14 protein-coding genes are annotated in these 15,754 nt (G+C 67.0%); 11 read left to right on the top strand and 3 right to left on the bottom strand.

Annotated elements, in window-relative coordinates:
• Positions 1–149 precede the first annotated feature (149 nt).
• From WKW79_RS01875 to WKW79_RS01860, 4 genes are read left to right on the top strand one after another with little or no spacing between them, the layout of a single operon-like run.
• A complete protein-coding gene (locus tag WKW79_RS01875; RefSeq protein ID WP_340333833.1) occupies positions 150–1,496 on the top strand; it encodes a dicarboxylate/amino acid:cation symporter in 1,347 nt (448 codons plus the stop codon).
• A 51-nt stretch (positions 1,497–1,547) separates the two neighbouring features.
• Positions 1,548–3,353, top strand: a complete 1,806-nt coding sequence (locus tag WKW79_RS01870) for a sensor histidine kinase (RefSeq protein WP_340333395.1) — start codon at positions 1,548–1,550, stop codon at positions 3,351–3,353.
• A gap of 7 nt (positions 3,354–3,360) precedes the next feature.
• Positions 3,361–4,716, top strand: a complete 1,356-nt coding sequence (locus tag WKW79_RS01865; protein ID WP_340333394.1) for a sigma-54-dependent transcriptional regulator — start codon at positions 3,361–3,363, stop codon at positions 4,714–4,716.
• Positions 4,717–4,771: 55 nt separating this feature from the next.
• The gene (locus tag WKW79_RS01860) at positions 4,772–5,161 is read left to right on the top strand and encodes a hypothetical protein (protein ID WP_340333393.1); all 390 of its coding nucleotides are present in this window, start codon (positions 4,772–4,774) and stop codon (positions 5,159–5,161) included.
• 4 nt (positions 5,162–5,165) lie between these two features.
• On the opposite strand, the gene panC is transcribed toward WKW79_RS01860, so the two are convergent.
• From panC to panD, 3 genes are read right to left on the bottom strand one after another with little or no spacing between them, the layout of a single operon-like run.
• Positions 5,166–5,996, bottom strand: a complete 831-nt coding sequence (panC, locus tag WKW79_RS01855) for a pantoate--beta-alanine ligase (RefSeq protein WP_340333392.1) — start codon at positions 5,994–5,996, stop codon at positions 5,166–5,168.
• Between the two features lie 34 nt (positions 5,997–6,030).
• Positions 6,031–6,915: a 3-methyl-2-oxobutanoate hydroxymethyltransferase gene (gene panB / locus WKW79_RS01850; protein WP_340333391.1), complete on the bottom strand. Its 885-nt coding sequence runs from the start codon at positions 6,913–6,915 to the stop codon at positions 6,031–6,033.
• Positions 6,916–6,933: 18 nt separating this feature from the next.
• The gene (panD, locus tag WKW79_RS01845) at positions 6,934–7,335 is read right to left on the bottom strand and encodes an aspartate 1-decarboxylase (protein WP_340333390.1); all 402 of its coding nucleotides are present in this window, start codon (positions 7,333–7,335) and stop codon (positions 6,934–6,936) included.
• A gap of 383 nt (positions 7,336–7,718) precedes the next feature.
• On the opposite strand from panD, the gene WKW79_RS01840 reads away from it, so the two are divergent.
• The 7 genes from WKW79_RS01840 to WKW79_RS01810 all read left to right on the top strand — a co-directional run bounded on the left by WKW79_RS01840 (position 7,719) and on the right by WKW79_RS01810 (position 15,669).
• Positions 7,719–8,702, top strand: a complete 984-nt coding sequence (locus WKW79_RS01840; protein ID WP_340333389.1) for a FecR family protein — start codon at positions 7,719–7,721, stop codon at positions 8,700–8,702.
• A gap of 50 nt (positions 8,703–8,752) precedes the next feature.
• Entirely contained in the window at positions 8,753–9,625 is an 873-nt protein-coding gene (locus WKW79_RS01835) for a c-type heme family protein (protein WP_340333388.1), read from the top strand.
• A 14-nt stretch (positions 9,626–9,639) separates the two neighbouring features.
• The gene (locus WKW79_RS01830; RefSeq protein ID WP_340333387.1) at positions 9,640–11,193 is read left to right on the top strand and encodes a serine/threonine-protein kinase; all 1,554 of its coding nucleotides are present in this window, start codon (positions 9,640–9,642) and stop codon (positions 11,191–11,193) included.
• 13 nt (positions 11,194–11,206) lie between these two features.
• Positions 11,207–12,520: a type VI secretion system-associated FHA domain protein TagH gene (tagH, locus tag WKW79_RS01825; RefSeq protein WP_340333386.1), complete on the top strand. Its 1,314-nt coding sequence runs from the start codon at positions 11,207–11,209 to the stop codon at positions 12,518–12,520.
• Positions 12,502–13,242: a PP2C family protein-serine/threonine phosphatase gene (locus tag WKW79_RS01820; protein ID WP_340333385.1), complete on the top strand. Its 741-nt coding sequence runs from the start codon at positions 12,502–12,504 to the stop codon at positions 13,240–13,242. The genes tagH and WKW79_RS01820 overlap by 19 nt, the downstream gene beginning before the upstream one ends.
• A 203-nt stretch (positions 13,243–13,445) precedes the next feature.
• The gene (locus WKW79_RS01815; RefSeq protein WP_340333384.1) at positions 13,446–14,084 is read left to right on the top strand and encodes a fused MFS/spermidine synthase; all 639 of its coding nucleotides are present in this window, start codon (positions 13,446–13,448) and stop codon (positions 14,082–14,084) included.
• 34 nt (positions 14,085–14,118) lie between these two features.
• Positions 14,119–15,669 carry a spermine/spermidine synthase domain-containing protein gene (locus WKW79_RS01810; protein WP_340333383.1) on the top strand — a complete coding sequence of 517 codons (1,551 nt, stop codon included), beginning with the start codon at positions 14,119–14,121 and terminating at the stop codon, positions 15,667–15,669.
• Positions 15,670–15,754: the final 85 nt, after the last annotated feature.

Genomic DNA, 15,754 nt, shown 5'->3' with positions numbered 1-15,754 from the left:
GTCTCCCTGGGCTTGCGAAAAAAACCCAATCGAATCAATCACTTGGCGCGCTTGGCTGCCCCGTTTTTCGGTGGCATGTCCATTGCTGAGCAACCGGCAGTCGTCAATGAGCCGCCGACGCCACAAACCATTCCAAGGAGACCTTCGTGATTCCCAATCCGCAGTCCAAGCAACCCCTCTACAAATCCCTGTACTTCCAGGTCATCACGGCGATCGTCATCGGCGTGCTGCTCGGGCATTTCTGGCCCGAGACCGGCGCGGCCATGAAGCCGCTCGGCGACGGCTTCATCAAGCTCATCAAGATGATCATTGCGCCGATCATCTTCTGCACGGTGGTGGTCGGCATCGCCGGCATGGAAGACATGAAGAAGGTCGGCAAGACCGGCGGCCTCGCGCTGCTGTACTTCGAGATCGTGAGTTCCGTCGCGCTGGTCGTGGGCCTCATCATCATCAACATCGTGCGACCCGGTGCCGGCATGAACGTCGACGTGAGCCAGCTCGACACCAAGGGTATCGCGGCCTACACCGGCCCGGGCAAGATGCAGAGCACCACGGACTTTCTGCTCAACGTGATCCCCAACACGGTGGTCGATGCCTTCGCCAAGGGCGAGATCCTGCAGGTGCTGCTGATCGCGGTGATGTTCGGCTTCGCGCTGCACAAGTTCGGCGGCCGCGGCACGCTGATCTTCGACGTGATCGAGAAGGGCTCGCACGTGCTTTTCAGCATCGTCGGCTACATCATGAAGGTGGCGCCCATCGGTGCCTTCGGCGCAATGGCCTTCACCATCGGCAAGTACGGCGTGGGCTCGCTGCTTCAACTCGGCCAATTGATGGCGACCTTCTATGCGACTTGCCTCCTGTTCATCTTCGTGGTGCTGGGCGGCATCGCGCGGGCCCATGGCTTCTCGATCTGGAAGTTCATCCGCTACATCAAGGAAGAACTGCTGATCGTGCTGGGCACCTCGTCGAGCGAATCGGTGCTGCCGCGCATGATGGCCAAGCTGGAGAACCTCGGCGCACGCAAGTCGGTCGTTGGTCTGGTGGTTCCCACGGGCTATTCGTTCAACCTCGATGGCACTTCGATCTACCTGACGATGGCGGCGGTGTTCATCGCGCAAGCCACCAACACCGACATGACCTGGACCCAGCAACTGACGCTGCTGGCCGTGCTGCTGTTGACCTCCAAGGGTGCCGCCGGCGTGACCGGCAGCGGCTTCATCGTGCTGGCCGCGACGCTGTCGGCCGTGGGCCATGTGCCGGTCGCTGGTCTCGCGCTGATCCTGGGCATCGACCGCTTCATGTCGGAAGCACGCGCGCTGACCAACCTGATCGGCAACGGCGTCGCCACGCTGGTCGTCGCCAAGTGGACCGGCGACCTGGACACGCAGCGCATGACGCAGCAACTCAATGGGGAGACTTCGGCCGAAGCGGATGAGCCGGAGATGGTGCTGGACGCTTCAGAGGCGCACATGCCTGTTGCAGGCGCAGCACGCTGAAACCGGGCGGTCACCGATGCGCACGGCTTGGGCTTGTGCAATAACGCTCGGATGAATCCCAGCGAGCCGTCGCCACGCGTCGACCCACTCCCCAGCAGACGCAGACCCTGGCTCGTCGTCGGGCGCTGGGGCAGCGCGCTGGCGCTGGTCGCCCTGGCCGCCTTCGCGGGGCACCAGCTTGCGCTGCAGGCCGGCGTTTCCCGCGTGCGCGATGCGGCAGCGCATCGGCTCGAAATGCTGGCGACCGGGCTGGATGCCGAACTGGCCCGCTTCGACTACCTGCCCGCGCTGCTGGAGATGACGCCCGTCGTGCCGGCGCTGCTCGGCACGCCATCGGACGCCGGCCTGCGCGACTCGGCCAATCACTACCTTGCCGGCGTCAATGCCACCGCCGGCGCCGAGATGCTCTACGTGCTGGACAGCAGCGGCATCTCGCTGGCCGCGTCGGACTGGGACAAGCCGGGCACCACCCTTGGCCAGGACTTCTCCTTCCGGCCCTACGTCATCGACGCGCTGGGCCAGGGCAGGGGGCGCTTCTACGGCGTGGGCGTCACCAGCAAGCGGCCGGGCTACTACCTCTCCTACGCGCTGCGGCGCAACCCGAGTTCCATTGGCGTGGTGGCCGTCAAGATCAACCTCGAGGACGCCGAGCGCGCATGGCGCAAGCTGCCTGGCGACGCGGCGGTGATCGACCAGCGCGGGGTAATCATCCTCTCCACGCGCGACGACCTGAAATTCAGGCCGCTGCGCCCGTTGGACGAGTATCAGCGCGCCGATGTGCTTCGCTCGCGGCCGTATGGCGAGGCAACCCTGGAGCCCCTGCGATGGAAGCTGAAGGAAGTCCTCGCGCCGGGCGTGCAGTTGGTGACGCTCGGAGGGCGGGACCAGCTCGTGTCGGAGCGTGCACTGAGCGGCGCACCGTGGCGACTCATGGTGTTCGACGACATGGCGCCGTTGCGCGTGGCGGCCCGCAATGCGGCGATCACCGCAAGCCTGGCGATGGCGGTGCTGCTGCTCGTCGGCGTCGCGCTGTGGCAGCGGCGCCGGGCGGTGCGGAACAAGCTGGCCAACCAGGCGGCGCTGCAGGCGGCACACGACAGCCTCGAATCCACCGTGGTCGCGCGCACCGCCCAGTTGCGTGCCGCGCAGGACGAACTGGTGCACACCGGCAAGATGGCCGCCCTCGGCCAGATGTCGGCCGGCCTGGCGCACGAGCTGAACCAGCCGCTCACGGCCATGCGCGCCTTGTCGGAGAGCGCCGCCATCCTGCTCGACAAGAACAGCCTCGACGACGTGCGCGGCAACCTGCGGCGCATCCGCGGCATGGTCGACCGGCTCGCGCGCCTGACCTCGCAACTCAAGACCTTCGCGCACAAGAGCGAACTGCCGGTCGTGCCGGTCGTGCTTGCGCATTGCATCGACGAGGTGCAGGGCATGGTGGCCGACGCGCTCATGGACCAGGGCATTGCCGTCGAGGTCGACCTGCAGCCTGCCACATTGGCCGTGATGGCGGACGAGGCGGCGCTCGGCAGCGTGCTCGTCAACCTGATGCGCAATGCCATCGACGCGATGCACAAGGCGCCGCATCGCACGTTGCGCCTTCAGGGCAGGGCGCAGGGCGATCGTGTGCTGCTGGAGGTGAGCGACACCGGCCCCGGCATCAGGCCGGACATCCTGGCGCACCTGTTCGAGCCCTTCGTCACCAGCAAACCGGCCGGCGCGGGGCTGGGCCTGGGGCTGGTGATCTCCGCACAATTGGTGCGGGCGATGGGCGGCACGTTGCGCGCCAGCAACCTGGAGGCGGGTGGTGCATGCTTCAGCATCGACTTGCCCGCGAGCAACCAAGCAAAGGAGTGATTCCACAGTGAGCGATGCCCCAGCGATCCGTGTGCTGCTGGTCGAGGACGACGAGGACGTGCGCATCAGCACGACCCAGGTCCTGACCCTGGCCGACCTGGAAGTCGAGGCCTTTGCCAGTGTCGAGCGTGCGCGCCCGCATGTCGGCCCCGGCGTGCCGGCCATCGTGGTCTGCGACGTGCGCCTGCCCGGCATGACCGGCACCGAATGGCTGCACGAACTGCACCAGGCCGACCCCGAGTTGCCCGTCATCCTCATGACCGGCCATGGCCACATCGCGATGGCGGTGGAAGCCATGCGCGACGGCGCCTATGACTTCATCGAGAAGCCCTTCAGCTCCGAGCGCCTGGTCGCGATCGTGCGCCATGCCATCGAGCGGCGGCAACTGACGCTGCAGGTGCGTGCGCTGCGCGAGGCGCTGGACAACTGGAACGGCATCCAGTCCGTGCTGATCGGCCGTTCCGCGCAGATGCAGCAGGTGCGCCGCACGGTCATGACACTGGCCGAGACCTCGGCCGACGTGCTGATCTACGGCGAGACCGGCACCGGCAAGGAACTGGTCGCGCGCTGCCTGCACGACTACAGCAAGCGGCGGCGCCAGCACTTCGTGCCGCTCAACTGCGGCGGCCTGCCGGAGGCGCTGGCGGAAAGCGAACTCTTCGGCCACGAGCCGGGTGCCTTCACCAGTGCCAGCAAGGTGCGGGTCGGCAAGTTCGAATATGCCAATGGCGGTACGCTGTTCCTCGACGAGATCGAGAGCATGCCGATGGCGGTGCAGATCAAGCTGCTGCGGGCGTTGCAGGAGCGCACGGTCGAGCGCATCGGCTCCAACAAGAGCATTCCCTTCGACTGCCGCGTGGTGGCAGCCAGCAAGGACGACCTCAAGGAACTCAGCGACAGGCAGAAGTTCAGGGCCGACCTGTACTACCGCATCGGCGTGGCCTTCATCGAACTGCCGCCGTTGCGCGAGCGCCGGGAGGACATCCCGCTGCTGTTCGAGCACTTCACGCTGCTGGCGGCCAGCCGCTTCGAACGCATCGCACCCGTGTTGAGCAGCGCCCAGTTGGCTGACCTGATGGCCTATGCCTGGCCCGGCAACGTGCGCGAATTGCGCAACGTGGCGGACCGCTTCGTGCTCGGCCTGCTGGGGGAAGGACGCCTGACGCAACTGCACGGCACGGAGGCCGACTTGCCGCAGGGATTGCCGCAGCAGGTCGAGTCCTTCGAGCGGGCCGTCATCGTGGAAGCGCTGCGCAAGCACCATGGCGACCAGTCGGCCACCGCGTCCGCGTTGTCGGTGCCGCGCCAGACGCTGTTCGACAAACTGCGCAAGCTGGGCGTCACGGCCGACCAGTTCAAATGATTGCCGCGCGAAGCTGAGCGGCGTATCGTGGCCGCCAGGAAGGAAGGAGACAACCATGCCTTCACCTGGAAGCCCCAACCCCACGAGCGCACGCGGCCTTTCACCGATGCCGCCGGGCGCCTTTGGCCAACCTGGCCCGATGGCGCCACCCTCGGATGCCGAGTTGTGCGAACACGCCATCAAGACCATCTGGCGCTGCACCGATGCGCATGATCTCGTGGACGAGCATGTGCGCGCGGAGTTGGTGTCGGTGCTGGAGCCCCTGGTCGCCCTGGAGCTGGGGCCGCTGCCGCAACGCCTGATCGAGGTCTTGCGGCTGCCGAATCCCGTCGATGCGTCGCGCCTCTATTGGCTCACGCGCCGGTTGCTGACGGTGGTGCCGGTGTTGCAGGCTGCCGAGGCTGCGTGCGAAAAGCGCGGGAGCCGTCCGCCGCCGCTGGCTTGACGATTCACCCGTCGATTTCCAGGTTGTCGATCAGCCGCGTGCCACCCAATCGCGCCGCCGCCAACGCCACCAGCGCCTCGCCCGCCGCAGGCGCCTGCAGGTCTGAACGGCGCCGCAGCACCAGGTAGTCCGGCTGCCAGCCGCGCTCGCGCAACGCCGCCATGCCGCGTGCCTCGATGGCCGCGAAATCACGCTCACCCGATCGCACCGCCTCGGCCATCGCCCGCAGCGCCTGCGAGAGCTGCACCGCCTCGGCACGCTCGGCTTCGCTGAGATAGCCATTGCGCGAGGACAGGGCCAGGCCGTCGTCGGCACGCGTCGTCTTCACACCGACGATCTCGATCGGCAGCGCGAACTGACGCACCATCTGCCGGATCACCATGAGTTGCTGGTAGTCCTTCTTGCCGAACATGGCGACGCGCGGCTGCACGCAGCAGAAGAGCTTCATGACCACGGTGCACACGCCGGTGAAGAAGCCAGGGCGGAAATGGCCTTCGAGGATGTCGCCCAGGGCCGGGTCGGGATGCACCTTGAAGGTCTGCGGCTCGGGGTAGAGCACTTTTTCGTCGGGCGCGAACAGCACGTCGCAGCCGGCCGCGCGCAGCTTTTCGCAGTCGCTGTCCCAGGTACGCGGATAGGTGTCGAAGTCCTCGTGCGGCAGGAACTGCAGGCGGTTGACGAAGATGCTGGCGACCGTCACGTCGCCGAGAGGCTTGGCCTTGCTCACCAGGTCCAGGTGCCCGTCGTGCAGGTTGCCCATGGTCGGGACGAAAGCGGGTCGGCGATACGCGGCGAGATGCTCGCGCAGGTCTTCGATGGTGCGGGCGATGTGCATGGGATGGTCTCGCGAGAGTTGAACGTGGGGTGGCTCACCATGCGTGAAGCCGGTCGTCGGGAAAGCTGCCGTCCTTGACGGCGCGCACATAGGCTTGCAAGGCCTGCAGGATGCCGCCGCCCTCGGCCATGAAGTTGCGAACGAACTTCGGCATCTTGCCGAGGTTGATGCCCAGCATGTCGTGCAGCACCAGCACCTGTCCGGCCGTCGAGCGGCCCGCGCCGATGCCGATGGTGGCGCAGCGGGTGAGCTCTTGCGTCAGCGTGTCGGCGAGTGCGGCGGGCACCATCTCCAGCACCATCATGGCCGCGCCGGCGTCCTGCAGTTCCAGTGCATGCTGGCGCAGCACGGCAGCCGCTTCGTCGCCCCGGCCTTGCACGCGGTAGCCGCCCAGTGCATGCACCGTCTGCGGCGTCAGGCCCAGGTGCGCACACACCGGAATGCCGCGCTCCACCAGGAAGCGCACGGTCTCTGCCGTCCAGCCGCCGCCTTCGAGCTTGACCATGTGGGCGCCCGCCTGCATCAGCACCGTGGCGCTGCGCAGCGCTTGCTCGCGCGACTCGTGGTAGCTGCCGAAGGGCAGGTCGGCAATCAGCCAGGCCGTACCTTGCACGCGATGGAGCCCGCGGAACACGCTCTCGGTGTGGTAGCGCATGGTGTCGAGCGAAACGCCAACGGTGCTGTGCAAGCCCTGGCACACCATGCCGAGCGAATCGCCCACCAGCAGGCACTCGACGCCGGCCGCGTCGGCCATGGCGGCGAAGGTCGCGTCGTAGGCGGTGAGCATGGTGATCTTCTCGTCGCGCGCATGCATGTCCGCCAGCCGCGGCAGGCTCAAGGGCTTGCGCTGCGCAGGTGGCGAGGCGGGCGGCAGCGTGCCGTAGGGGCTCGCCGGTTCATTCGTAGTAGTGCCGGTCATGCGGGACTCAGGCAAGGCTCAGGCGGCCACGGGCTCGCCCGATGCGGCCTGCACCGGGACATGGGCGCGTTCTTCCTTGATGCGATTGGCGGCGTCGACAAACACCAGCCTGGGCTTGTGCGCGGCCACCTTGTCTTCCGGTACCAGGCCGAAGGCGGCGATGATGATCAGGTCGCCGACCGAGGCCTTGCGGGCGGCGGAGCCGTTCACCGAGATGATGCCGGTGCCACGCTCGCCCCGGATCGCATAGGTCACGAAGCGCTCGCCGTTGTTGATGTTCCAGATGTGCACCTGTTCGTTCTCGACCATGCCGGCTGCATCGAGCAGGTCTTCATCGATGGCGCAGGAGCCTTCGTAGTGGAGTTCGCAATCGGTCACGGCAACACGATGGATCTTCGACTTCAGCAGGGTACGGAACATGGTGAGACGACTTTCTCTGTGAATGGTTGGAAGGATGGGAAACGGAGGAAGGCGCTCGACCCGCACCAGGCTGCGAGGCAAGGCCATCGCGGGGATGCGTCGGGTCTGGGCGAGCGTCAAATGAGGCGAACGATACCGGAGCTAAGAGTTACGCCATCGCACATTTGGCCGCTGCCGGCCTTGCCGGAGACATCGCTCGACCAGTCGTCTTGCGGCCTTTTCGGCGAGGAATATGCCTTCCAGGCGACCCGAACCCGGCCGTAAGAGCAGAACGCGGGGCAGGGGAGTTCGCTAATATTCACTTTAGTCAATTTGGCTTACACCCAGATTCAATCGATTGTTGATGCCAGCGGAGTCCCGTATTGCGGCCCACGAAGAACTTGTTGGCGTTCCTGCTGCTGTGCGTCGCGAACCTGTTCGCGTCGTCGTCGGCGCTTGCGCAATCCAGTGGCGCCACGTTGCCGTGGGCGCAAGGCATCTCGTTCGTCGGCATCGTCGAGGGCGGCGCGACGCTGATCCGCCAGACCACGCGCTACACGCTGGCCGAGGGCGTGCAACTCAATGAGCAGGACGTCATCGAGACGGCGCCCGGCGGATTTGCCCAGATCGAGCTCCCGGGGGGCGTCCTCGTCGGCATCGGCGAGTCGACGCGGCTGATGCTGCGGCCCAAGGTGGGCAAGGGCAACCTGACGGCGCCGCCGCTGTACCTGCTGGAGGGCTGGCTCAAGACCACGGCCCCTGCGCCCTTCAGCTACACCAGTCCCGCCTTCGAACTGGCTGCGCAGGCCGCCACCACCGTGGTCTACACGAAGGGCACGCAATACGAGGTGTTCCTGGAAGGCGGCGCGGCCAAGCTGACGCTGCGCGACCCACCGCAGACGAGCGCGCAACTGGCCAGCGGCGACTTCGCGCAACGGCGTGAAGGCGCGGCGCCGACGGTCGCCTCGCGCGCCTCGCCCGACTTCCTGAGCAAGGTGCCGCGCCAGTTCCGCGACAAGCTGCCCTCGCGCGGCGAGCAGTTCGCCAAGCGCAACGTGCCACCCAAGGCACTCGGCGAGATCGCCTATGCCGACGTGGCCCCGTGGCTGCGCACCGAGCCGGGACTGCGGCTTCCGCTGCTGCCGCTGTGGAAGGCGCGCGCTGCCGCCGATCCGGCCTTCCGGGCCGGCGCCAAGGCCGACCTGGCGCAGCACCCCGAATGGGAGCAATTCGCCGATCCCGAAGGCTATGCGCGCCGCATGGCCGAAGAAGCCGAGCGTCGCCGTCAGCGGGAGGCGGCGATCGCAGCGGCACGGGCCAAGGCCGCTGCCGCCGCGGCAGCCGCCAAGGAGGCCAGGGAAGCCGCCGCCCGGGACAAAACCCAGTGAACCATCGCCCGTCGAGCCGCAACTCAGCGGACCACTGACCGGAGAATTCCATGCGCCTTCTGTTCAAGTTCAACCTGATCTTCCTGGTTGTCTTCGTCGCCGGTGTGCTCGGCGCGGGCAAGATTTCCTACGACCTGCTGCAGAGCAACGCGAAACAGGAAGTGCTGAACCACGCGCGCCTGACGATGGAAAAGGCGGTGGCGATCCGCGCCTACACCAACGACCAGATCCGCCCGCTGCTGGAAACGCAGATGAAGTACACCTTCCTGCCGCAGACGGTCCCCGCCTATTCCGCCACCGAGGTGCTGGCCACGCTGTCCAAGACCTTCCCCGACTACACCTACAAGGAAGCCACGCTGAACCCGACCAACCCGCGCGACCGGGCGGTCGACTGGGAAGCGGACATCGTGAACCGCTTCCGCACCCAGGCCGACCAGAAGGAGTTCGTCGGCGAACGCGAGTCGGGCACCGGGCGGGCGCTGTACATCGCGCGTCCGCTGCGCATCACCAACGCCGCCTGCCTCAGCTGCCACAGCACGGTGGAGGCGGCGCCGCGCACGCTGATCGACAAGTACGGCCCGGCCAACGGCTTCGGCTGGCAGTTGAACGAGGTGATCGGCGCGCAGGTCGTGTCGGTGCCCATGGCGCTGCCGCTGGCGCGGGCCGAGCAGACCTTCAAGGTCTTCATGGGATCGCTGATCGGCATCTTCGTGGCCATCGGCATCGTGTTGAACGTGATGCTCTACCTGCTCGTGATCCGGCCGGTGACTACGCTGTCCAAGGTGGCCAACCGCGTCAGCCTGGGCGAGCCCGACGTGCCGGAATTCAACACGAAGGGCAGCGACGAGATCGGGACGCTGGCGAAGTCGTTTGCGCGCATGCGCAACAGCCTCGACCAGGCGATCAAGATGATCGACACCTGAGGTAGCCCAGCCCCATGTCCGTGCCCTCCAATGTCGGTCCGTACCCGATCCGCGGTGTGATTGGACAGGGCGCAATGGGCATGGTGTACCTGGCGCACGATCCGGTGATCGACCGCCCGGTGGCGATCAAGACCATTCATCGCCGCCTGCTCGAGTCGAACGACGAGACCAGCATCGCGGCGCGCTTCCGGGTGGAAGCGAAGGCGGCGGGGCGGCTGACGCATCGCAACATCGTCCCGGTCTACCAGTTCGGCGAGGACGACGAGTGCGCCTACATCGTCATGGAGTACGTGGCCGGTCGCAACCTGCGCGAGTACGTGCAGCCGCCGCGCAAGCTGGACGTGCCGCAGGTGTTGTGCGTGATGCTGCAACTGCTCGACGGCCTGCACTATGCGCATGAGCGCGGCATCGTGCATCGCGACATCAAGCCCGCGAACCTGCTGATTTCCGACGACGGGCGCCTGAAGATCACCGACTTCGGCATCGCCCGCACCGAATCCTCGAACCTCACCCGCGCCACCTCGATCATCGGCTCGCCCGGCTACATCGCGCCCGAGCAGTACACCGACCGCGAGATCGATCGCCGCGTCGACGTCTTCTCCGCGGGCGTGCTGCTGTACCGCATGCTGAGCGGCACCACGCCCTTCGTCGGCACGGACGACGCGATCATGTACAAGATCGTCTACGAGGCGCACAAGCCGCTGAGCGAACAGGCCAAGGAGCCCGCGCTCGCGCCCTTCGACGCGGTGATCGACCGGGCGCTCGCGAAGAATCCGGCGGAGCGCTATCCAAGCGCCCTGGCGATGCGCACGGCGCTGCAAGCGCTGGCGACGGAGCCCTTGCCCGAGGTGCTGCCGGCGCACCTGCTGCTGCCGCCGCTGCTCGAAGATCCCGATGCCACGCGAGCCGCCCCGAAGAAGGCGCGGGACGTGCCCGCGGCTCCCTCGACACCCGCCACCGTCGCGCCCTACACGCCACCGCCGTCTTCGGCGTCCATGCCCTCGCCACCCTTGCAGCCGGCGACAAGCCCGATTGCGCCGCTGCATACGCCGGCCATGTCGCAGCCCGGCACCAGCCCGCCCTCGGTGCCGGCGCCCACGGGATGGGACACCGCCGCGCTGGCGGAAATCGAACACGAACTGGCCCAGCATGTCGGCGCGGTGGCGCGCGTGCTGGTGCGCCGCGCCGCGCGGGGCTTGAGTTCGCAGGCGGAAGTGCGGCACGCCGTGGCCGGGGCGATCGTCGATTTCGAGGCGCGTGAGCGCTTCCTGGCCCGCGCCGGCGGGCCCAGGACCCATCCCACGTCCACGGTGGCCGCCACCAACTTCCAGGCCTCCACCCGAACCATCGAAGACACGCCGGCCGGCGCGCCGATGCGCCAAGGCGACGTGGACAAGGCGGCGGCCGCGCTCGTCTCCTCGATGGGGCCGATCGCACGCATCGTCGCCAAGCGCTGCGCCGCGAGCTCGACGACGCGCGAACAATTCGTCGCCCAGGTGCTGGCGCAACTCACGCCCAGTGTCGATGCCCGCCGTGTGCAGGCTGACCTGTGGCGTGCCCTCGGATGAAAGCGGGCCTGCCGTGATTGCACTGCGCGTCACCCGCCGCCCCGGCGCCACCGTCCCCGACGAGACGGCGCTCGCGCTGCCGGCCAAGGGGCTGGTGATCGGCCGCTCGGTCGAATGCGGGCTGGTGCTCGCCGACCCGCTGCGGATGGTTTCGCGCCAGCATGCGATGGTGGTCGCGGTCGGGGAGGGCGCGCGCGTGCGCTGCGTCAGCGGGCATTCGCCCTTGTGGGTGAACGGTACGCAGGTCGCGCCGGGCGGGGAACTGCCGCTGGCCATCGGCGACCGCATGCGCGTGGGAGCGTTCGAACTCGCCGTCGAGACGGTCGCCACGCCGGCTGCACCGCGTGCGCGGCTGGACCGCTGGTTCGACCTGGAGAGCGTGAACGATCCGCTCGCTTCTGCGTCGCCGCTGCCGGTTGCGCCGTCGACGCCCGAGGGATCGTCTCCCGTGGCACCGCCGCGCGCATCCGCACCTACGCCCGCCATGCCGCCACCGCTGGCGACGCCCGTCGATGCGCCCTCGGACAACGCGGTGGTGTCGTGGCAGACGAGCCGGCTTTTCGTGCGGACCGTCTCACCGGCCAACCTGCGCGCTGCGGCCACGCCACCGGCGCCACCGCCACCGCCGCCGCCACCGCGGGCGGCCGCGCCCGTGGCCGCCGCGCGGCCGGCACCGCCGAGTGCGCCCCGTTCACCGGAACTGCATGAACTGGCGGAGGCCTTCCGGCGCGGCGCCGGCCTCGACGCCGACGTGGCGCCCATGACGCCGGAGTGGATGGAGCACCTGGGCGCTCTGCTGCGCGAGACCGCCGAGGGCACGCTCGCATTGCTGAAAAGCCGCTCGGTCGCCAAGCGCCAGATGCGGGCCGAGGGCACGGTGATCGCGCCACGCCAGAACAACCCGCTGAAGTTCTCGCCCAACGCGACCGAAGCCTTGACGCGCATGCTGCAACGCGAGCCGAGCCCCGGCTTTCTCGACCCGGTGGCTGCGCTGCACGATGCGCATCACGACCTGCTGGTGCACCAGGTGGCGATGGTGGCCGGCATGCGCGCCGCGGTGTTCGAGCTTTTCTCCCGGATGAGTCCCGAGGCCGCCGAGACCATGGAAGGGCCGGCGCACGGCATGACGCGGCGCCTGCCGTCCTTGCGCGCGGCAGCCCTCTGGCAGCGCCATTGCCAGCAGCATGCGCAATTGCTGGAGCACCTGGACGACGACTTCGAGACCATCTTCGGGCGCGAGTTCGTGCGCGCCTACGAGGCCCAGTCGCGCGACGACGACGACACCAACCCCTCGCCGCTGGAACCTCCATGGCCGCCGGCGCGCTGAGCGTCTCGCTGGGTGCGCTGTCGCAGGTGGGCCGTCGCGAATGCAACGAGGATGCCTTCGGCTACTGGCTGGGCCCCGGCTCCTTGGTGGCCGCCCTGTGCGACGGGGCCGGCGGCCATGGCGGCGGACAGGTCGCGTCGCGCGCCGCCGTGACGCACGTGCTGGAAGCCTTTGCGCAGCAACCCGAGGTGAGCGTGGAAACCCTGCAGTCGCTGGTGGAGGGCGCCAACAACGCCGTCGTCGCGCAGCAGGTGGCCGGCACCCCGACCTCCGACATGCGGACCACCATCGTCGTCCTGCTGCTCGACCTGCACAGCGGCGAGGCGCTCTGGGCCCATGCCGGCGACTCGCGCCTGTACCGCTGGCAAGGCGCCCAACTGCTCGGCCGCACGCGCGACCAGAGCCTCGAACAGAACCTGCGCGACGCCGGGTTGAGCGTCAGTACCGCCGAGGCCGGACAACTGACTTCGGCACTGGGCTCGCCGGACGGCTTCGATCTCGAATGCCTGCTGGCGCCGCAGGTGCTTGCGAATGGCGATGCGCTGCTGCTGTGCAGCGATGGACTCTGGTCGGCCTTCGACGAAGGGGAGATGGCGGGCAGCGTGGTCGGCTGCGATGGCGTCGAGGCGTGGCTGGATCGGCTGGAAGCGGGGGTGCAGCAAGCCGGGCGCAGCGACCAGGACAACTATTCGGCGTTGGCGATTTGGTGCGTGGCGGCGTGACTGTGTGGACCGACGTCCCTGAATGCCGCGCGCCCCCGGAATGAAACCGAGTTCATCTTCTCGGGCGCCCGTCAGGCTGCGAGGACGAGCGCGGTATGAGCATTGCGCCTTGGCTTGCCACCATGCCCTCGTACTGTTGTAATAATAAAGAACTACTTCGGCATTTAAGGCTTGGCGTTCTACCCCTCTACGAATTCGCACTCATGAGGACGTTACCCGACGCAGCGGTCTCGATGGCCCGCGATTCGCGACTGGTGAGCACACGGCTTGCCCCCATGTTCTTTGTCTCCGGCGCCGCCGCGTTGATCTACCAGGTCTGTTGGCAGCGCCTGTTGTTTTCCGCCTTCGGTGTCGACATCGACTCGGTCACGATCATCGTGTCGGTATTCATGCTCGGTCTCGGTCTCGGCGCGCTGATTGGTGGCGACTTGGCCGATCGCCTGCCAACGCTGGCGCTTCGCTTCTTCGCGGGCTCCGAGTTGCTGATTGGAGTGTTCGGCCTGTTCAGCCCGAACCTCATCAGGGCCACTGGCGACATGTTCGTCGGCGCGCCGCAGTGGCAGGTCGTCATCGCGAACTTCCTGCTCTTGCTGATCCCCACTTGCCTGATGGGCGCGACCTTGCCGGTGCTCGTGGCCCACGTCACGCGGCTGTGGGGCAACGTCGGCAGATCGATCGGCATGCTCTACCAGGTCAACACCTTCGGTGCTGCAGTGGGCGTGGCGATCGTCGGCTTTGGATGGTTCCTGCTCTTCGAGCTCGACACGGCCATCCGAATGGCGGCCGTGCTGAACATCGTCGTAGCGTCGCTCACCGCGGTCTGGGTGAAGCGGCATGGTTAGGTTTGCGTGGCTGTTGTCAATGGGCGTGGGGTTCTTGAGCCTCAGCCAGGAAATCTTGTGGGTGCGGTTGGTGTCGTTCACGCTCAAAGGCCTGAGCCAGTCGTTCGCCGTGGTGCTGTTCTGTTTCCTGATCGGCATTGCCGTCGGATCGGCCGTGGGCAAGCGTTTCTGCGAGCGCAGCGGCGACCTGCTGCGCATTTCGGCGATCGTGCTGGCCGCGGCGGCGGCGGTCGATATCTCGTTGATTCTCCTGGTGCCCGCCCTGGTGCACTGGAAGATCGGGCTTGCGGGCGTGCTGGCGCTCGTCGTGCTGACGGCCGGCATCAAGAGCGTGATGTTTCCCATCGCGCATCACCTGGGCTCCCAGCAATCCGGCTCGCGCATCGGACGTTCGGTTTCGAAAGTCTATTTCGGCAACATCGTCGGATCGACGCTGGGGCCGATCGTGATGGGCTATGTACTTCTCGACAATCTGACCGTCGACGCCTGCCTCCTTCTGGTCGGCTTGGCAACTGGCGCGCTCTCGCTGGCCTGCGCCCTGCGCGGACGTGCCTTTCCGGTGGCGCTGGCGTCGCTGGTGGTCGTCACGATGGCCGCAGGGCTGGCATGGTACGAATCATCAGGCATGGTCCGGGCAATCGCACTGGCGACGGAACGCGCGATCGACCTCAACATGGCGCCCGGTCTCAAGATCAACCACATCGTGCAGAACCGTCAGGGCATCGTGCACACCGAGGCGACCACCGACGGCATGCCCGATGCGACGCTTGGGGGCAACATCTACGATGGCCGCATTGCCGTGGACATGGCACAGAACTCCAACTGGCTCGACCGTGCGCTGGTGCTCATCGCCACGCATCCAAACCCGGAGCGGGTGCTGGTGATCGGACTGAGCACGGGGGCATGGGCGCGCATCCTGAGTTCATCACCGCGCGTCAAGGCGATGACAGTGGTGGAGATCAACCCGGGCTACCTCGAGATCATCCGTCAGTACCCGCAAGTGGCTGGCGTGCTGTCGGATCCGCGCATCCACATCGAAATCGACGACGGCAGGAGATGGCTGCGCCGCCACCCCACCGAGCAGTTCGACCTGATCGTGCAGAACACCACCTACTACTGGCGCGCCTACTCGACCAACCTGCTGTCGCGCGATTACATGGCGCAGATCTCGTCTCACCTGAGGCCGGGCGGCATCGTCGCGCTCAACAGCACGGGCTCGAGCGATGTCTTGCGAACGGCCGAGCAGGTGTTCGCCCATGTCGAGCGACGAAGGAGCTTCGTCTATGGGAGTCATAACGATTTCTCCCGGCCGATTGCCTCGGCCGACGCGGCACTCAGGGACCTGCGGCTGGACGATGCGCCGGTATTCGACGATGCGGCGTTTCAGGCGGGGGGACTTGCCCATGAGATGCTCCACGAGCCTTTCGTTGCGCCTGATCAACGTTACCTCGCCATGAGCGAGCGGCCGGACGTCATCACCGACCAGAACCTCCTTGTCGAACATGCTCATGGACGATTGCGCGACAATTTTCCGGGTGTCTATCGTCGCCTGGATGAGTGGCGGCGGGGAGGGACCGGATACTAGGTGCGTGCTCGTCTCCAGTTTCAGCAACGTCGTACCCTGGCCGCGGCGTGGCACGTGTCAATGACTTTGCGGTGCCTGGCTCTCA

It is taken from the genome of Variovorax robiniae, from assembly GCF_037889955.1.
GTDB classification, from domain to species: Bacteria; Pseudomonadota; Gammaproteobacteria; order Burkholderiales; family Burkholderiaceae_C; genus Variovorax; species Variovorax robiniae.
This window is presented reverse-complemented; position numbering and strand designations above follow the sequence as displayed.